Annotated in this window: 14 protein-coding genes and 1 tRNA gene; 8 read left to right on the top strand and 7 right to left on the bottom strand. The window is 50.0% G+C overall.

Translation table 11 applies throughout. The annotated features are described in order from the left end of the window. Positions 1-8: 8 nt before the first annotated feature. From trmB to thiS, 3 genes are read right to left on the bottom strand one after another with little or no spacing between them, the layout of a single operon-like run. Positions 9-686 carry a tRNA (guanosine(46)-N7)-methyltransferase TrmB gene (gene trmB, locus MJ769_RS08255; protein WP_239236174.1) on the bottom strand — a complete coding sequence of 226 codons (678 nt, stop codon included), beginning with the start codon at positions 684-686 and terminating at the stop codon, positions 9-11. After that, positions 683-1468: a thiazole synthase gene (locus tag MJ769_RS08250; protein WP_239236172.1), complete on the bottom strand. Its 786-nt coding sequence runs from the start codon at positions 1466-1468 to the stop codon at positions 683-685. The genes trmB and MJ769_RS08250 overlap by 4 nt, the downstream gene beginning before the upstream one ends. A 15-nt stretch (positions 1469-1483) precedes the next feature. Beyond that, the gene (thiS, locus tag MJ769_RS08245) at positions 1484-1687 is read right to left on the bottom strand and encodes a sulfur carrier protein ThiS (protein WP_239236170.1); all 204 of its coding nucleotides are present in this window, start codon (positions 1685-1687) and stop codon (positions 1484-1486) included. A 41-nt stretch (positions 1688-1728) separates the two neighbouring features. Between thiS and MJ769_RS08240 the strand changes: the two genes are divergently transcribed. After that, a tRNA-Gly gene (locus MJ769_RS08240) sits at positions 1729-1802 on the top strand. Positions 1803-1927: 125 nt separating this feature from the next. On the opposite strand, the gene argJ is transcribed toward MJ769_RS08240, so the two are convergent. The 3 genes from argJ to secA all read right to left on the bottom strand — a co-directional run bounded on the left by argJ (position 1928) and on the right by secA (position 6574). Next, on the bottom strand, positions 1928-3157 hold the full coding sequence (gene argJ, locus MJ769_RS08235) for a bifunctional glutamate N-acetyltransferase/amino-acid acetyltransferase ArgJ (protein WP_239236169.1): 1230 nt from the start codon (positions 3155-3157) through the stop codon (positions 1928-1930). Between the two features lie 177 nt (positions 3158-3334). Continuing rightward, positions 3335-3832: a Crp/Fnr family transcriptional regulator gene (locus MJ769_RS08230; RefSeq protein WP_239236167.1), complete on the bottom strand. Its 498-nt coding sequence runs from the start codon at positions 3830-3832 to the stop codon at positions 3335-3337. Positions 3833-3862: 30 nt separating this feature from the next. Beyond that, the gene (secA, locus tag MJ769_RS08225; RefSeq protein ID WP_239236165.1) at positions 3863-6574 is read right to left on the bottom strand and encodes a preprotein translocase subunit SecA; all 2712 of its coding nucleotides are present in this window, start codon (positions 6572-6574) and stop codon (positions 3863-3865) included. 623 nt (positions 6575-7197) lie between these two features. On the opposite strand from secA, the gene MJ769_RS08220 reads away from it, so the two are divergent. The 7 genes from MJ769_RS08220 (at position 7198) to MJ769_RS08190 (ending at position 16010) form a co-directional block, all read left to right on the top strand. Beyond that, positions 7198-7620 (top strand): DciA family protein, encoded by a 423-nt coding sequence (locus MJ769_RS08220; RefSeq protein ID WP_239236163.1) that lies wholly within the window; start codon positions 7198-7200, stop codon positions 7618-7620. 480 nt (positions 7621-8100) lie between these two features. Next, complete coding sequence (locus MJ769_RS08215; protein ID WP_239236162.1) at positions 8101-8340, top strand: PP0621 family protein; 240 nt, start codon at positions 8101-8103, stop codon at positions 8338-8340. Positions 8341-8445: 105 nt separating this feature from the next. Continuing rightward, positions 8446-9999, top strand: coding sequence for a two-component system sensor histidine kinase NtrB (locus MJ769_RS08210; protein WP_239236160.1), 1554 nt, complete (start codon positions 8446-8448; stop codon positions 9997-9999). Then, the gene (locus tag MJ769_RS08205) at positions 9989-11347 is read left to right on the top strand and encodes a sigma-54-dependent transcriptional regulator (RefSeq protein ID WP_239236158.1); all 1359 of its coding nucleotides are present in this window, start codon (positions 9989-9991) and stop codon (positions 11345-11347) included. Before MJ769_RS08210 ends, MJ769_RS08205 begins: the two co-directional genes overlap by 11 nt. A 3-nt stretch (positions 11348-11350) precedes the next feature. Continuing rightward, a complete protein-coding gene (ampD, locus tag MJ769_RS08200; protein WP_239236156.1) occupies positions 11351-11914 on the top strand; it encodes a 1,6-anhydro-N-acetylmuramyl-L-alanine amidase AmpD in 564 nt (187 codons plus the stop codon). A gap of 287 nt (positions 11915-12201) precedes the next feature. Next, entirely contained in the window at positions 12202-14964 is a 2763-nt protein-coding gene (locus tag MJ769_RS08195; protein ID WP_239236154.1) for a ribonucleoside-diphosphate reductase subunit alpha, read from the top strand. After that, positions 14961-16010 carry a ribonucleotide-diphosphate reductase subunit beta gene (locus tag MJ769_RS08190; RefSeq protein WP_239236152.1) on the top strand — a complete coding sequence of 350 codons (1050 nt, stop codon included), beginning with the start codon at positions 14961-14963 and terminating at the stop codon, positions 16008-16010. The genes MJ769_RS08195 and MJ769_RS08190 overlap by 4 nt, the downstream gene beginning before the upstream one ends. A gap of 30 nt (positions 16011-16040) precedes the next feature. On the opposite strand, the gene MJ769_RS08185 is transcribed toward MJ769_RS08190, so the two are convergent. Continuing rightward, the coding region (locus MJ769_RS08185) for a hypothetical protein (RefSeq protein ID WP_239236150.1) at positions 16041-16268 on the bottom strand (228 nt) is incomplete at its 5' end.

The following is a 16268-nucleotide window of genomic DNA, read 5'->3' as shown; positions in this document are numbered from 1 at the left end:
GGATTTGATTAGAGCTTCTTGAATACCATGTCCCAAACGCCATGTCCCAATCGCAGCCCACGCTGTTCGAACTTGGTAAGCGGGCGATAAGCCGGGCGCGGTGCATAATCAGCTGCGGTATTTTCCAGTGATGTTTCGCCGCTCAATACTGTGAGAACCTGTTCAGCGTAATCCTGCCAATCAGTGGCGACATGAACATACCCACCCGGTTTGATTTTCTTCACCAGTTGCGCCACAAATGGAGGTTGAATCAGGCGACGCTTGTTGTGGCGTGTCTTGTGCCAGGGATCGGGAAAAAAAATATGGACACCGTCCAGCACGTTATCGGCCAGCATGTCGCGCAGTACTTCAACTGCATCATGCTGAATGATGCGGATATTTTTCAAATCCAACTCTTCAATCAGTTTGAGCAAACAACCCACGCCCGGGGTGTGTACCTCAAGGGCAAGATAATCATTTTGCGGATGTGATTGGGCAATGGCGGCAGTAGTTTCTCCCATGCCGAAGCCGATCTCAAGGATTTTAGTCGCCGTTCTGCCGAAAATACTTTCCAAATCCAGCGATTGAGAATGGTAGGGGATGCCATAAACTGGCAGGAGCGCGTCGAGGCACCGCTGTTGCCCATTGGAGATGCGCCCTTGACGCAGCACATAGCTGCGAATGTGTGAGGAGCGCTGTGGTATCAACTTATTAATCCGCTGGTAGGTGAGCTGGGTGTAGCGCTATACAGTTTTTTTGGCATGCGTCCGGCCAGAAATGCCATGCGACCCGCCTCCACGGCCAGCTTCATGGCAGAGGCCATTAACACCGGCTGCTGTGCGGCGGCAATGGCGGTATTCATCAACACCCCATGGCAACCGAGCTCCATGGCGATGGCCGCGTCTGAAGCCGTGCCCACTCCCGCATCCACAATAACCGGCACCTGCACGCGATCCATGATGAGCTGCAAATTCCACGGATTGAGGATACCCATGCCGGAGCCGATCAGCGAAGCCAGCGGCATAATGGCGACACAGCCGATATCTTCCAGCTGCTTGGCGATGATGGGGTCATCCGAGGTATACACCATCACCTGAAAGCCATCTGCCACCAGCGTTCTTGCGGCGGCGAGGGTCTCTACAACATTCGGATAAAGCGATTGTGGATCACCCAGCACTTCCAGCTTGACCAGACTGTGCCCGTCCAGTAGCTCGCGTGCGAGTCGCAGCGTGCGCACGGCGTCGTCCGCGCTGTAGCACCCCGCCGTGTTGGGCAGCAGGGTATATTTTGATGGCGGTAAAATGTCCAGCAGATTTGGCTCGTTCGGGTTTTGCCCGATGTTGCTGCGACGGATGGCGATGGTGATAATTTCGGCGCCGCTGGCCTCCACCGCTGCCTGAGTCTCGGTGAAATCCTTGTATTTGCCGGTGCCGATTAAGAGGCGCGAGTTATAGCTTTTGCCCGCGATGAGCAATGTATCTTTGTTCATTAATGTGTTCCGTGTTTAACCACCACCGACTGCGACAACAATTTCAAGTTGGTCGCCATCTGCCAGCAGTTGTTGGTTGAATTGTCCGCGCGGCAAGATTTCACCGTTGAGCTCAAGCGCGATACGCTTGCCCGTCAGTTGCATCTGTTCGAGGAGCGTAGCGATGGTAATAGAATTATCGAATTGGCGAACTTTGCCGTTAATTGAGACTGAAATCACTTTCAAATTCTGGTCTGGTTAAGGTAACATCTATTTTACATGCGGGCGTCGTATAATGGTAATACCCTAGCTTCCCAAGCTAGCGCCGTGGGTTCGATTCCCATCGCCCGCTCCATCTCCCCTTAATATAATCCGCAGACGCCGATTATCGTCGGCATTCAGTTGAACAGGTAAGGAGAGCACCGACCTTAGTAATGTTTGGAGGTCAAAGTCTGCAAAAGCATCGCTGATTATGACGCACTAGCTACGATAACTGGCGTTTATCTTGACATAGTCATAAGAGAAATCGCAGGTCCATACTGTGGCAACAGCCGTGCCGCGATCTAGCATGACCCGAATGGTAATGTCGCTTTGTTGCATGATGCGCTGACCATCTTCTTCAATATAGCTGGTAGCGCGCCCACCATTTTCAGCCACTAGCACGTCGTCAAGATATAGCTTGAGACGATGCACGTCGAGATCCTGCACATCGGCGTAACCGATAGCAGCGAGAATGCGTCCAAGATTGGGATCAGAAGCGAAGAATGCAGTCTTGACCAAAGGAGAATGTGCCACAGCATAGGCAATTTTCTTGCACTCCGCCACGCTCTTTCCCCCTTCAATTTGGACAGTGATAAATTTAGTTGCACCCTCTCCATCACGCACGATGGCCTGCGCCAGCAATATGGCAACATCCGTGATTGCCGCCTGCAATTGCTCGAACGCCCTGCTTGTCACGTCAACGATAGCTTGTGCGCCGCTCATGCCGGTGGCGATTACAATCAGTGCGTCATTTGTGGAGGTATCGCCATCCACGGTGATGCAGTTGAATGAAGCATCACTGGCGTGAGTGGCTAACTGTTGCAACAGAGGCTGTGCCACCGCCGCATCCGTGGCAATATAGCCAAGCATGGTAGCCATGTTGGGATGGATCATGCCGGAGCCTTTAGCAATGCCGGTAATTGTGATCGTTACACCATCGAGCATAATTTGTTTGGACGCCGCCTTGGCAACGATGTCAGTGGTCATGATGGCCTGCGCGGCATTAAGCCAGTTATCCTCGCGTAGTTCAGTTACGCAGGTTGGCAGCCCAGATATCAACCGCGACAGTGGCAACGCCTCCATGATGACTCCGGTGGAGAACGGCAGCACCTGCTCTGCCTCGCAGTCCAGCAGATTGGCTACTTCGGCACAGGTGGCGCGAGCCGCAGCCAATCCCTGCTCACCGGTGCCAGCATTGGCGTTACCCGTGTTAACCACCAATGCGCGCACGTTTTTGTGCGCAACCAGATGTTCGCGTGCCACAATAACCGGCGCAGCGCAGAAGCGGTTTTGCGTGAATACACCGGCCACCGTGGCTTGCTCGGTTAGATGCATGAGCAGTAAGTCCTTGCGCCCGGGCTTTTTGATACTCGCTTCCGCCGTGCCCAGCAGCACGCCCTTGACAGGCAGGAGAGCACTTGAAACGGGAGATTGTAGATTAACTGGCATGCCTCTAGCCCATATGTTTCATAAATTTGTACGATGTGCGAATGCCATTAGCTACCAGGCAATGCATTTGAAGGCGCGGTGTGGATATTCATATAATGATCTGAACAGCATATTGTATAGAAACATCTAGAGGCCAGTAAGGAGGTGCTCTCCACAGTTAAAGCTTTAGGATTTGCGCTAGTAGCGACCACCTTGTTGGTAGATATAGTTGCTCATTTCTACGGATTGCATATTCATGCGCCTCACAATGCCATGCACATGACGCACGACACCGCGCATTACATAGTAAACGATGGCGGGGTTAGTGCTAAGAAACGATTCTAGTCGGGAGCGTTCTAGTAACAGCATTTTGCTGTTTGTTTTGGCCATCACGGTCGCACTGATCTGCGCGGCACTCCCACCAACAAACGTGATGATGCCAGCCAAGTCACCGGGCTGTAGCAGATGCAAGGTAGCTTTCTCACCGCCGAGAGTGGCCGTCGCCTCAACCTCACCAGTAGCAAGGATCATAAGTGTATTTCTGAGCGTGCTATTGCCAGGCTGGAGAAGATACTCACCCGCTTTGTATTCATGCACCGTAACAATACTTGCCAACGTTTCAATCTCGGCATCTCGCAACTCTTCAGTCAACGTGGAGTTGCGCAAGGTCTGCAAAATCAGGTCATCCATCGTCATCGTGCTCTCCCACCACCAATAATAACTACATCAAGTTAATTTGCCATGGCATTGCTTGTATTTTTTGCCAGAACCACAGGGGCATGGATCATTGCGCCCGGCTTTTTTGTCAGTGCGAACAAAAGGTTTTTGCTCTGCATCACCATCTTCCGTAGCCAATGCCTCATCGTAACCAGCATGATGATACTGCACATTTTCTGGAGCGTGGGGTGCTTCTACTGCTTCAATATCCTCTTCGTTGCGGATGCGCACGTTCATCAGTGTGCGCGTGACGTCACGCTTGATCGAGTCCAGCATACTGGAAAACAACTCAAATGCTTCACGCTTATACTCTTGCTTGGGGTTCTTCTGCGCATAACCACGCAGATGGATACCCTGACGCAGATGATCCAGTGCTGCCAAGTGCTCACGCCAGTGGGAATCAACGCTTTGCAGCATAATGATGCGCTCATATCCGTGCATCATTTCTGACTCAACTTGCTCCACCTTGGCTTGATATTGCTGCTGTGCAGCCTGTACCACATGGTCACGCAAAGCAGTTTCATCAAGCTGCTTATTTTGTTCTAGCCACTGTGTAAGTGGTAGCGATAATTGAAATTCAGCAGCCAATTCCTTCTCCAGCTCAGGGACTTCCCACTGCTCTTCCATACTTTGCGGCACGATGTATCCGCTAATGATGTTATGCATTACCCCTTCACGCATTGCATCGATAGTTTCGGAAATGTCCACACTCTCCAACAGCTCATTGCGTTGCTGGTAAATTACCTTACGTTGTTCATTGGCGACATCGTCGTATTCAAGAATCTGCTTGCGCATGTCGAAATTACGCGCTTCGACCTTGCGTTGTGCGTTCTCAATGGCGCGGGTGACCCAAGTATGCTCAATCGCTTCACCTTCGGGTAGTTTGAAACGGTTCATGATGGCTGCCACGCGGTCGGAGGCGAAAATACGCAACAGCGGGTCTTCCAGCGATAAATAAAAACGGCTGGAGCCGGGGTCGCCCTGACGGCCCGCACGGCCACGCAACTGGTTATCTACACGACGCGATTCGTGGCGCTCAGTGCCGATGATATGCAAACCACCGCTCTTCACAACCTGGTCATGTATCGGCTGCCATTCAGCACGCAATTGGGCGATACGTTGATCACGAGTGACATTATCCAAGCTCTCGTCCATGCGTAACAGTTCGATGGGCTTTTCCACATTACCGCCCAACACAATGTCAGTGCCGCGCCCAGCCATGTTAGTGGCAATCGTAATCATCTTTGGGCTTCCCGCTTGCGCTATGATCTCTGCTTCGCGCTCGTGCTGCTTGGCGTTTAAAACTTGGTGCGGCAGCTTTTCTTTATCGAGTAATTGCGACAGTAATTCCGATGTTTCAATCGAGGTTGTGCCGACTAGCACCGGCTGTTTACGTTGGTAGCAATCCTGAATATCTAAAATTGCTGCTCTATATTTTTCATCTGTCGTAAGATAAACCTTGTCCATCATATCCTTGCGAATAGTGGGCAGGTGCGGCGGAATAATAACGGTTTCAAGGCTGTAAATCTGCTGAAACTCAAACGCTTCGGTATCTGCTGTACCGGTCATACCGGCCAATTTGCCATATAGACGGAAGTAATTCTGGAAGGTAATGGAGGCTAGCGTTTGATTTTCCTTCTGGATAGCCACTCCTTCCTTGGCCTCTACCGCTTGGTGCAGGCCGTCGGACCAACGCCTTCCTGCCATCATGCGACCAGAGAATTCGTCTACAATGATCACTTCACCGTTCTGCACTACATAGTTCTGATCGCGAAGGAACAGCGCATGTGCTCGCAACGCAGCATACAGATGATGAATCAGCATGATGTTGGCCGGGTCATACAAGCTGCCACCAGCGGGCAATAGCCCTGCCTGACTAAGCAATTCCTCAGCATGTATATGGCCGCTTTCCGTCAATAAGATCTGACGGTTTTTTTCGTCAACACTATAATCGCCGGGGCTATCTTCTTCTTGCTGACGGACAAGCTGCGGCGCCAGCTTGTCCATACGGACATAGACGTCAACATTGTCTTCAGACTGGCCAGAAATGATCAGCGGGGTACGCGCCTCATCAATCAGAATGGAATCCACTTCATCCACGATGGCATAATTAAGCTTGCGCTGGAAGCGCTCACCAGCATGGGTGGCCATATTGTCGCGCAGGTAATCGAAGCCGAATTCGTTGTTGGTGCCGTAGGTGATATCTGCATTGTAAGCAGCAAGCTTGTCAGCATGATCCATCTGAGACAGAATTACTCCAACCGACAATCCAAGAAAGCGATATAGCCGCCCCATCCATTCAGCATCACGTGCCGCGAGATAATCGTTTACCGTCACCACATGCACGCCTTGACCTGAAAGCGCATTGAGATATGCGGGCAAAGTCGCCATCAAAGTTTTGCCCTCGCCAGTGCGCATTTCCGCAATCTTGCCATGGTGCAACGTCATGCCGCCGATCAGCTGCTCGTCGAAGTGGCGCATTTGTAATACGCGCTGCCCAGCTTCACGCACCACGGCGAATGCCTCTGGTAACAATGTGTTCAGAGCTTCGCCTTTGGCAATGCGCTGTTTGAAGGTTTCAGTTTTAAGGCGCAATGCCTCGTCTGAAAGCTTTCCCATCTCGGCCTCGAGAGTGTTAATTGCCTTCACTGTCTGACGATATTGTTTGAGAAGACGATCGTTACGGCTGCCAAAAACACTTTTCAATAAATTAGAAATCATTATTTAATTTTTTAGGTTTCAATTCTGAGAATTTTAATGCTGGATTTAAATTCCGAAATTTTAATTCATTTTCAACTACACTAAATAAAAAGGGTGAAGTGCCACACCTCACCCTGGTACAAAATCCAATGACTATCAATATCGCGACGTTCCAAAAAACGCTTGTGGCTATGTTTGGCATCGTTGGATGTTTGACTTCTAATGTTAGTATAAGCAAGCAAAAAAGCCCATATCTGTTGGCCTTGGCTACCTCCCGCCCGCATTGCTGTTATGAATTGCGACAGCAGACTAAAGATGTACACATAGAGAACCAAACATCATTGCCATAATCAGTCTTTGACATATTATCATATTGCTCTGGGTAATCCGAATGCACTCCTAATATCTAATATCAATTAAGAGCTGTGCCCAATTAAAAATGTTTATACATTGAAAAGCCCATTCGCTGGAAGCGAGGCAGTTTCTTGTTGAGTATAACGCACTGGCAATGGGAACAATCCTGCCCTAAAGACAGCACAGCTCTCTGATAGTGCATTGTTACCGAGCAGGCACTACGAGATTTTACAACACAACGGAAACTAGAATAATATCAACGTTTACATTTTTGAATTAGCCGGATTTTAGTGTCAAATCGATTAAGTTCATATTTCAACGCCAGCCAAGAGTTGCGTCAACTATCGCACAAGGTAGATCAGCTGCTCATATTACAGCGGCACTATGAGCAAATCGCGCCACCTGCCCTGGTACGCGCTAGCCATGTGATGCAAATTGACCAGCACACTCTCCTGGTCGCTGCTGATAACGGCACGGTGGCGGCCAAATTGCGTCAGCTTGCCCCAGGACTTACCCAGCTATTGCAAGATAGGGGGTATGAGATTACTGGAATTCAGTTTAGGGTGCAAGTTGCCTTGCCGATCACCACGCGACCTCCTCGCCCCAACTCGCTCAGTAGCATTGGACGGCAACAGCTGGTTGATTTCACCGTAAAATTGCAGGACTCACCTCTGAAAACAGCGTTGCAGCGCTTGGCAAAAAACGAGAAATAATGGCAGGCAATCTTAGCTCGGACAGTTAGAAATTATTGGAGCTTATATTTTCACCCAGCAGTCCCAACACGGACTCAAATCGAAAAGCTATGGCACAATGCGAAATGGGAGTGGGTAGACTTCAGAGCCCGACGATGTCGAAGGTAATCGAAATTGACACGGCCTGAATTCTTAACTTTCGACGAGCGGAATCTCGATAAGGTGCATGGCAATCATATTATCGACTTACCAAATGAGCACGCCCAACATATCAACCCTGCTACGATTGAGAGATGTCGCCCTCAATATTTCTTGCAGGTTTTATCATTTAAATAAATTAAGATCTCACTTCTATTAAAGGCCTGCCGGGTTTATCCTCATCGCTCTGACCAGGACCAGTTATAGAGGGGCTGATAGCATGGTGGTTGCTTCCCTAAGACGAGAGACTACTGTTTACCTTTTAATTTCTGCTTACGAGCGGTTTCTGTGGAGTATGGTGGGATGAGTCGCTTATTTCTTGTAGTTGTTATCTTCATAGCCATCTACTTGTTACTTAAGTATTACCGCAAGCAGTTGCCAAAAGAAGATGTCCCTGGTGAAGATGCATCCAAGCAAAGAGAAAATATGGTGCGTTGCGCGCACTGCGGTGTGCATCTCCCCAAAGGTGAGAGCATAATGCTTGATCATAAGCACTATTGCAGTGAGGCGCATCGCCGCGAACATATAGACGAACCTGAATAACTCCTAACTACCAGATGAATTTTGATGTGGGATAACCTGCCCCTCTCTACGTGGCATTTATTACGCGCGGGATCTAATTCTGCGTCTGCGCCAGCACCGGAAGCCATGTGGCGCTCAATTTACTTCTTTAACCTATATCGACTGACCTTGAGTGGACTATTTGTGTTCCTAGTGAGCACGTTTAGTGAAGCTCTGTCATTAGGTTCACACTCGCCATCGTTGTTCTTGTACACCAGTATTACATACTGCGTACTGACCTTAGCGTCACTTCTAAGCATCAAGTTACGTCAGCCACGATTTGGCTTGCAATTGGCATTGCAGGTAGCAGTTGATATTGTATGTATAACAATTTTGTCGCATGCCAGCGGGGGCGTACAAAGCGGCTTGGGAGTGTTGCTACTAGTATCGTTGACCGCTACAGGATTGATTAGCCGTGGCAAGATCACTCTCTTCTTCGCGGCCCTTGCCAGTATTGCGGTGTTATTGCAGCATTCCTACGCAGTGCTTACCCAAGATGCAGCGGTAGCCCAATATATGCAGGCCGGATTGTTGAGTACCGCTTATTTCGCCGTTGCTTGGTTAGCACATACCATGGCCAAGTATGCCATTGCCAGTGAAAATCTGGCCGCTATGCGCGGTGTAGATCTGGCCAATATGGCGGAAATTAACAGGCTGGTGATTCAAGACATGCCTGACGGCGTGCTCGTGGTGAATGAGAGCGGGATGGTCAGGCAATACAATCCTAGCGTAGAGCGTTTGTTAGGGTACAAGTTTTCAGATACTGACAGTGCCACGCTGGAAAGTTGCGAGCCTATGCTGGCGGATCGGTTCTCCGTTTGGCGGCAGCACCAGAGGCGTGGACATGAAGTGTTGCGTTTGCCGATCACCAACCATCAGGTGCGTGTGCGTTTCCTGCCTGTACAGCGCGAGGGATTCAGGGGCGCGATAATTTTTCTTGAGGATATTCAACGTGTTCAGGCTCAAGCTCAGCAGATCAAGCTTGCCGCACTGGGCCGGCTGACCGCTAACATTGCCCATGAGGTGCGCAACCCATTGTCGGCTATCAGTTACGCAACTGAATTGCTGCAAGAAGAAAAGCACGATCCGGCGCAGACTCGGTTATTTCAGATCATTATGGACAATGCTGCAAGGTTGAATCACATCGTGGAAGATGTGTTGCAATTGAACCAGCGCGACAGAGTACAAAGCGAAGAATATAATTTAGCCGAAAAATTACCTCCCTATATTGAGGGGCTTAGTCATACCCAGGGCGTGTCGCAGGAGATATTTGTAATTGAGGTTGCATCGGCCTGCGTAATCAGCTTCGATCGTGGTCATCTAGATCAAGTATTGTGGAATTTATGCCGCAATGCTCTGCGTTATTGCAGCAAACAGGTAGGCAGTGTGCAACTGTCTGCATGGAACTCCAGTGAGGGCAAGGCGGTATTGGAAATTTTTAACGATGGACCTCCAGTTGCCCCCGAGGCCGTTCATAAATTGTTCGAGCCTTTCTTCACCCTGACTGCGGGCGGCACAGGTTTAGGCCTGTATCTCGCACGCGAACTGTGTGAAGCTAATGGTGCGACGCTTGAATATAGGCAGCCGGCAAAGGACGGTGCGTGTTTCCGCATTGTATTTGGAGAGCAAAATGAACGTTGATATGCCGACCAATACTGCGCGCGTCTTGGTGGTGGATGACGAGCCAGACATATTGGAGCTGATCGAGTTGGCGTTACTACGCATGGGATTGCAGGTCGATCGCGCAAGCAACGTGCAAGAAGCCTTGCAACAACTAAATAATAAATCCTATCAACTGTGCCTGACAGATATGCGCCTGCCGGACGGAGAAGGGTTGGAGGTGGTGCAGCATATTTCAGCCCGCAACATGCATGTGCCCGTTGCAGTGATTACCGCGCATGGCAATATGGAAAATGCGATTTTTGCACTAAAGGCGGGTGCTTTTGACTACTTGGCCAAGCCAGTTGCATTGACCCAGTTGCGCGCCTTGGTCAATGCTGTGTTGAAGCTGCCGCCACCATCCGCAACCGTGCGGAAAGGCGTGCGAATTTTGCTGGGGCACTCCCCGGCAATGGAGAAGGTGCGCGACCTGATCGACCGGGTTGCGCGTAGCCAGGCGCCGGTGCATATCAGTGGCGAATCCGGGAGCGGAAAAGAATTGGCTGCGCGGCTGATCGTTGAAAAAAGCGCTCGGCGAGACCAACCTTTCATCGCGGTAAACTGCGGTGCAATCCCGGAAGCGCTCATGGAAAGCGAATTTTTCGGTTATCGCAAGGGCGCATTCACTGGTGCGGAGAAAGATCGTGAGGGTTTATTTCAAGCTGCCAATGACGGCACTTTATTCCTTGACGAGGTGGCCGATTTGCCTCTCTCCATGCAGGTAAAGCTCCTGCGGGTAATCCAGGAAAAAAAAGTACGTAAGGTGGGCGCTACACAGGAAGAGTCGGTGGATGTGCGTATCATCAGCGCCACCCATACTGCGTTGGCAGAGCAGGTACAGCAGGGGAAATTCCGTCAGGATCTGTATTATCGACTGAACGTTATTACCCTGCTTATGCCACCGTTGCGCGCAATGCGCGATGACATCGTCGAGGTCGCCAGCCAGTTTTTAGTTCGCTTGAGTGGTGATGCAAAGGTCGAGTTTGCGGCGACAGCTTTAAAGGCACTTCAACAATATGATTTTCCAGGTAATGTGCGCGAGCTGGAAAACATAATCGAGCGGGCGCTTGCACTGTGTTCGGACGACATAATCATGCCAGCCGATTTGCAGCTAGCGCCCATTGATATTGAGGGAGTCACCGTCAAACCAAGTGTGGCTGGCAAATACCCGCTTACCGATTATCTGGATAGCGTTGAACGCGCAGCGATTCTGGAAGCGTTACAACAGACCAATTTTAATCGCACAGCTGCGGCCAAGGTGTTGGGAGTGACTTTTCGCGCCTTGCGCTATCGTATGGATCGGTTGGACATCACTGACAAGGATGAGTAAACAGTGAAAGTTGGCACAAATGGATGGGTCAGCGGTATGCGCCGTCTTGCTTCGCCAAATTGTGATTCCCGTCCAGCTGGTACTGCCATAGATTTATTGGTTATTCACAATATCAGCTTGCCACCGGGTGAATTCGGTGGCCTGGCGGTTGCGCAGTTATTTACCAACACGCTTGATACGGATGCGCACCCATTTTATGCTCAACTCAACGGCGTGAGAGTTTCTGCCCATTTTTTAATACAACGTACGGGCGAGATTATCCAATTCGTGCCTTGCGGCAAGCGTGCTTGGCATGCGGGTGCATCAGCGTGGCATGGACGCACGGCCTGCAATGACTTTTCCATAGGCGTAGAACTAGAAGGCACGGACTTCCTGCCATTCAGCGATCAGCAGTATGCTGCATTGATACGGCTGACACGAGTGCTCAAACGTGCCTATCCAGTTCGTGCCACCGTAGGACATTCAGACATTGCGCCGGGACGCAAGACTGATCCTGGGTATGAATTCGACTGGTCGCGTTATCTTGCAAAAGATTACTTGAAAGTGAGCAGAAAATTGGACATGTAGGTCTATTTGCGTCGATAGAAAATATATTGTGCTGTGTTTACTTGTTGTAATTTTTCGTTGTATAAAATAGATTGATTTAGCAGAAAAAAATTGAATTATTTTGCTGGTGCACTAAAACTGTTTTTACTATAGCTACTCCCATATACGATACTGAACCACTACATATAGTGGTTTTTTTATTTTGACCTGATTTAATATAAAGTGATAATTCTTGTAGTTCAAGCAACAATTATTATGTTACGATAATCAAAAGTTACTCATAATTTAAGACTCAATATAAGATCTACATGACCTCCTCTCTAGTATCGGTAAAAGTTGTTTCCGTCGAAGGCACGTCTTCTTCCAGCCTCCCTTTTGACCAACATAAGGTTATACGCCGCAATGGTTCTGTAGTTGCTTTTGAGGCAACTAAGATTGCGGTTGCTTTGACCAAGGCGTTTATTGCCGTAAACGGCGAGGCATCCGCGCGCGTGCGCGAGCTGGTTAACCAATTGACCGACACCGTGGTTAATGCGCTGTTGCGCCGCCACCCGCATGGCGGGACGCTGCATATCGAAGATATTCAGGACCAGGTCGAACTGGCTTTGATGCGCTCCGGGGAACACGATGTGGCTCGCGCCTACGTGCTTTACCGCGAGGAACGCACACGTGAACGGGCCAAGGAAAAGATCGCGCCAGCACATGTTCTTCAAGTTAACGACAAGGGCGTGCTTCTCCCACTAGATGAAGCAGTGCTTGCGGCACGTATCACGGCAGCTTGTGAGGGGCTAGGCAACGCGGTAAGTGCTGACCCAATTCTAAAGCTGACACTACGTGATCTTTATGATGGCGTACCAGTTGAAGAGGTACGCAAGAGTGCCATTCTGGCCGCCCGCGCAATGATCGAACATGATCCAGCCTATAGCTTTGTTACCGCCCGTCTGTTGCTGAACAACATCTGCTGTGATGTTGTCGGTGAAGACGCCAACATGGCAACGCGTTATGCCGAATATTTTCCCTCGTTCATCAAGCGCGGCATCGAGGCAGAGCTACTTGACCGTGACATGGCGAACTTTGACCTGCCTCGATTGGCTAATGAACTCACTGCAAGCCGTGACTTGCAGTTCAGTTATCTTGGCTTGCAAACCCTATATGACCGTTACTTCCTGCACATAAACGAAAACCGTATTGAGCTGCCACAGGCATTTTTTATGCGCGTAGCTATGGGGCTGGCGCTCAGGGAGAGTGATCGCGATGCACGCGCTATCGAGTTTTATCATCTGCTGTCCAGCTTTGAGTTTATGAGTTCGACACCGACCTTGTTCAACTCCGGGGCGATTCGTTCGCAACTTTCTTCCTGCTACCTTACTACCGTGCCGGATGATCTTGCCGGAATTTTTGAAGCGGTAAAGGAAAACGCCCTTCTGGCCAAATACTCTGGTGGTCTTGGCAACGACTGGACGCCCGTGCGTTCCATGGGCGCTCACATCAAGGGCACCAACGGCAAATCGCAAGGCGTAGTGCCGTTCCTGAAAGTTGCCAATGACACCGCCGTGGCAGTCAACCAAGGGGGCAAAAGAAAGGGCGCGGTATGCGCGTATCTGGAAACATGGCATCTGGACATTGAGGAGTTTCTTGAGCTGCGCAAGAATACTGGCGATGATCGCCGTCGTACGCATGATATGAACACCGCCAACTGGATACCCGACCTGTTCATGAAACGCGTTATGGAAGACGGGCAATGGACACTGTTTTCGCCGTCAATCTGCCCTGACCTGCACGACAAATTCGGCACAGAATTCGAGCGTGCCTACATGATTTATGAAGCCAAGGCAGCGAATGGCGAGATTACCCTGTTCAAGAAAATTTCGGCTGCCAACCTGTGGCGCAAGATGCTGACCATGTTGTTTGAGACCGGCCACCCATGGATTACTTTCAAAGACCCATGCAACATACGTTCGCCGCAACAACACATCGGCACGGTGCATAGTTCTAATTTATGCACCGAAATTACGCTAAACACCTCCGAATCCGAAATCGCGGTATGCAACCTTGGCTCAGTCAACCTCAAAGCGCATCTCAATACATCCGGTCAGCTTGATCATGAAAAACTTAAGCGCACCATTACCACCGCCATGCGTATGCTGGACAACGTAATCGACATCAACTACTACGCTGTTGAAAAGGCACGCAACTCCAACCTCAGGCACCGTCCTGTTGGGCTAGGTATCATGGGGTTTCAGGATTGCCTGCATGAACTGCGGATTCCCTATGCCTCGAAAAAGGCAGTCGAATTTGCCGACAGCTCCATGGAAGCAGTGTGCTATTACGCTTATTCTGCATCCACAGAGCTGGCCGAAGAACGAGGCCGCTACGAAAGCTATAATGGCAGCCTGTGGGATCAGGGCATATTGCCGCAGGATACGCTGGAGCTTCTGCGTCAGTCACGTGGAGGGCATGTAGAGGTAGATATGTCCACCAGCATGGACTGGGACAAGCTGCGTGCGCGCATCAGGCAGTACGGCATGCGTAACTCAAACTGCGTGGCCATAGCGCCCACTGCGACTATATCGAATATTATCGGCGTATCAGCCTGCATTGAACCTACTTACCAGAACTTGTTTGTAAAATCGAACCTGTCCGGTGAATTTACTGTTATTAACGAATATCTGGTGAAGGATCTCAAACGACTTGGACTGTGGGATGAGGTGATGATAGCTGACCTAAAATATTTCGATGGAAGCCTTGCCAAAATTGATCGCATTCCAGCCGAATTGCGTAGCCTGTACGCGACCGCATTTGAAGTTGAGCCCCAATGGGTAATAGAAGCGGCGGCACGGCGTCAGAAATGGATTGATCAATCACAATCACTCAATATCTACATGGCTGGCGTATCGGGGCGCAAGCTCGACGAAACCTACAAGCTGGCATGGCTGCGTGGCCTGAAAACTACTTATTATTTACGCACCATGGGCGCGACTTCGACGGAGAAATCCACTTCGCGCGCTGGTGAACTGAATGCGGTGCAGATGTGCGCAATTGACGATCCAGAATGTGAGAGCTGCCAATGAATGACTATACTATCGCATCCAGTTCGACTGGACGGATACGAGTGGAAGATAAACGCATCATCAACTGCAATGCAGACGTTAATCAGCTCGTGCCATTCAAGTACAAATGGGCTTGGGAGAAGTACATCTCTGCCTGTGCCAACCATTGGATGCCGCAAGAGGTCAACATGTCCGCCGACATCGCGCTATGGAAGAACCCCAACGGCCTGACCGATGATGAGCGCCTCATGGTCAAGCGCAATCTTGGGTTTTTCACCACAGCGGACAGCCTCGCGGCCAACAATATCGTACTTGGCACTTACCGTCACATCACCAACCCTGAATGCCGCCAGTACCTGCTGCGCCAAGCGTTCGAGGAGGCAATCCACACGCATGCCTACCAATACATCGTTGAAAGCCTAGGATTGGATGAGGGCGAAATTTTTAACATGTATCATGAGGTTTCCAGCATACGTGAAAAAGATGAATTTTTGCTGCCCTTTATCGACACTCTGACCAATCCGGACTTCAAGACTGGCACACCGGAAACGGATAGACAATTATTACGCAGTCTGATTGTGTTCGCCTGCATCATGGAAGGACTTTTTTTCTATGTCGGTTTCGTGCAAATTTTAGCGCTTGGACGTCAAAATAAAATGACCGGTGCCGCCGAACAGTACCAGTACATCATGCGTGACGAATCCATGCACCTCAATTTCGGTGTGGACGTAATCAATCAGATCAAGCTGGAAAATCCCCACCTGTGGACACTTGAGTTCCGCGCGGAAATTTGCAGCCTCATGCAGAAAGGCGTGGAGCTGGAATACCGTTATGCTGAGGACACTATGCCACGTGGTGTGCTCGGCATGAACGCATCAATGTTCAAAGAATACCTGCGCTTTATCGCCAACCGACGTTGTCAGCAAATCGGGCTGGATGTGCTATATCCAGGAGCTAGTAACCCGTTCCCGTGGATGGCGGAAATAATTGATCTCAAGAAAGAGAAAAATTTCTTCGAAACGCGCGTTACCGAATATCAAACCGGGGGCGCGCTATCTTGGGATTAATAGGCTTCGGTCATTCTGCATTGATATGCACTAGAGAAGGTAGTGGTTGTTAATGTTGTATTTCTTTGAACTTTGATTACCGAAGGAGGTTGAAATGGCAGCAGTAAAGAAAGCTAAACCCGCAGCTACAACAGCAGTAAAGAAAGCTAAACCCGCAGCTAAAACAGCAGTAAAGAAAGCTAAACCCGCAGCTAAAACAGCAATCGCTGCCAAGAAGCCTGCAGCTAAAACAGCAGTCGCTGCCAAGAAGCCTGCAGC

Source organism: Candidatus Nitrotoga sp. BS, assembly GCF_927797785.1.
In the GTDB taxonomy this organism is placed as follows: domain Bacteria; phylum Pseudomonadota; class Gammaproteobacteria; order Burkholderiales; family Gallionellaceae; genus Nitrotoga.
Note: the sequence above shows the minus strand (reverse complement) of the source record. Positions and strands in the feature narration are given on the sequence as shown.

Excerpts from the sequence above, each read along its gene's own strand:
- MJ769_RS08210 (WP_239236160.1), top strand. The coding sequence starts at position 8,446 with ATGTGGCGCTCAATTTACTTCTTTAACCTATATCGACTGACCTTGAGT.
- argJ (WP_239236169.1), bottom strand. The coding sequence starts at position 3,157 with ATGCCAGTTAATCTACAATCTCCCGTTTCAAGTGCTCTCCTGCCTGTC.
- MJ769_RS08215 (WP_239236162.1), top strand. The coding sequence starts at position 8,101 with ATGAGTCGCTTATTTCTTGTAGTTGTTATCTTCATAGCCATCTACTTG.
- MJ769_RS08190 (WP_239236152.1), top strand. The coding sequence starts at position 14,961 with ATGAATGACTATACTATCGCATCCAGTTCGACTGGACGGATACGAGTG.
- MJ769_RS08205 (WP_239236158.1), top strand. The coding sequence starts at position 9,989 with ATGAACGTTGATATGCCGACCAATACTGCGCGCGTCTTGGTGGTGGAT.
- MJ769_RS08195 (WP_239236154.1), top strand. The coding sequence starts at position 12,202 with ATGACCTCCTCTCTAGTATCGGTAAAAGTTGTTTCCGTCGAAGGCACG.
- MJ769_RS08250 (WP_239236172.1), bottom strand. The coding sequence starts at position 1,468 with ATGAACAAAGATACATTGCTCATCGCGGGCAAAAGCTATAACTCGCGC.
- secA (WP_239236165.1), bottom strand. The coding sequence starts at position 6,574 with ATGATTTCTAATTTATTGAAAAGTGTTTTTGGCAGCCGTAACGATCGT.
- MJ769_RS08230 (WP_239236167.1), bottom strand. The coding sequence starts at position 3,832 with ATGACGATGGATGACCTGATTTTGCAGACCTTGCGCAACTCCACGTTG.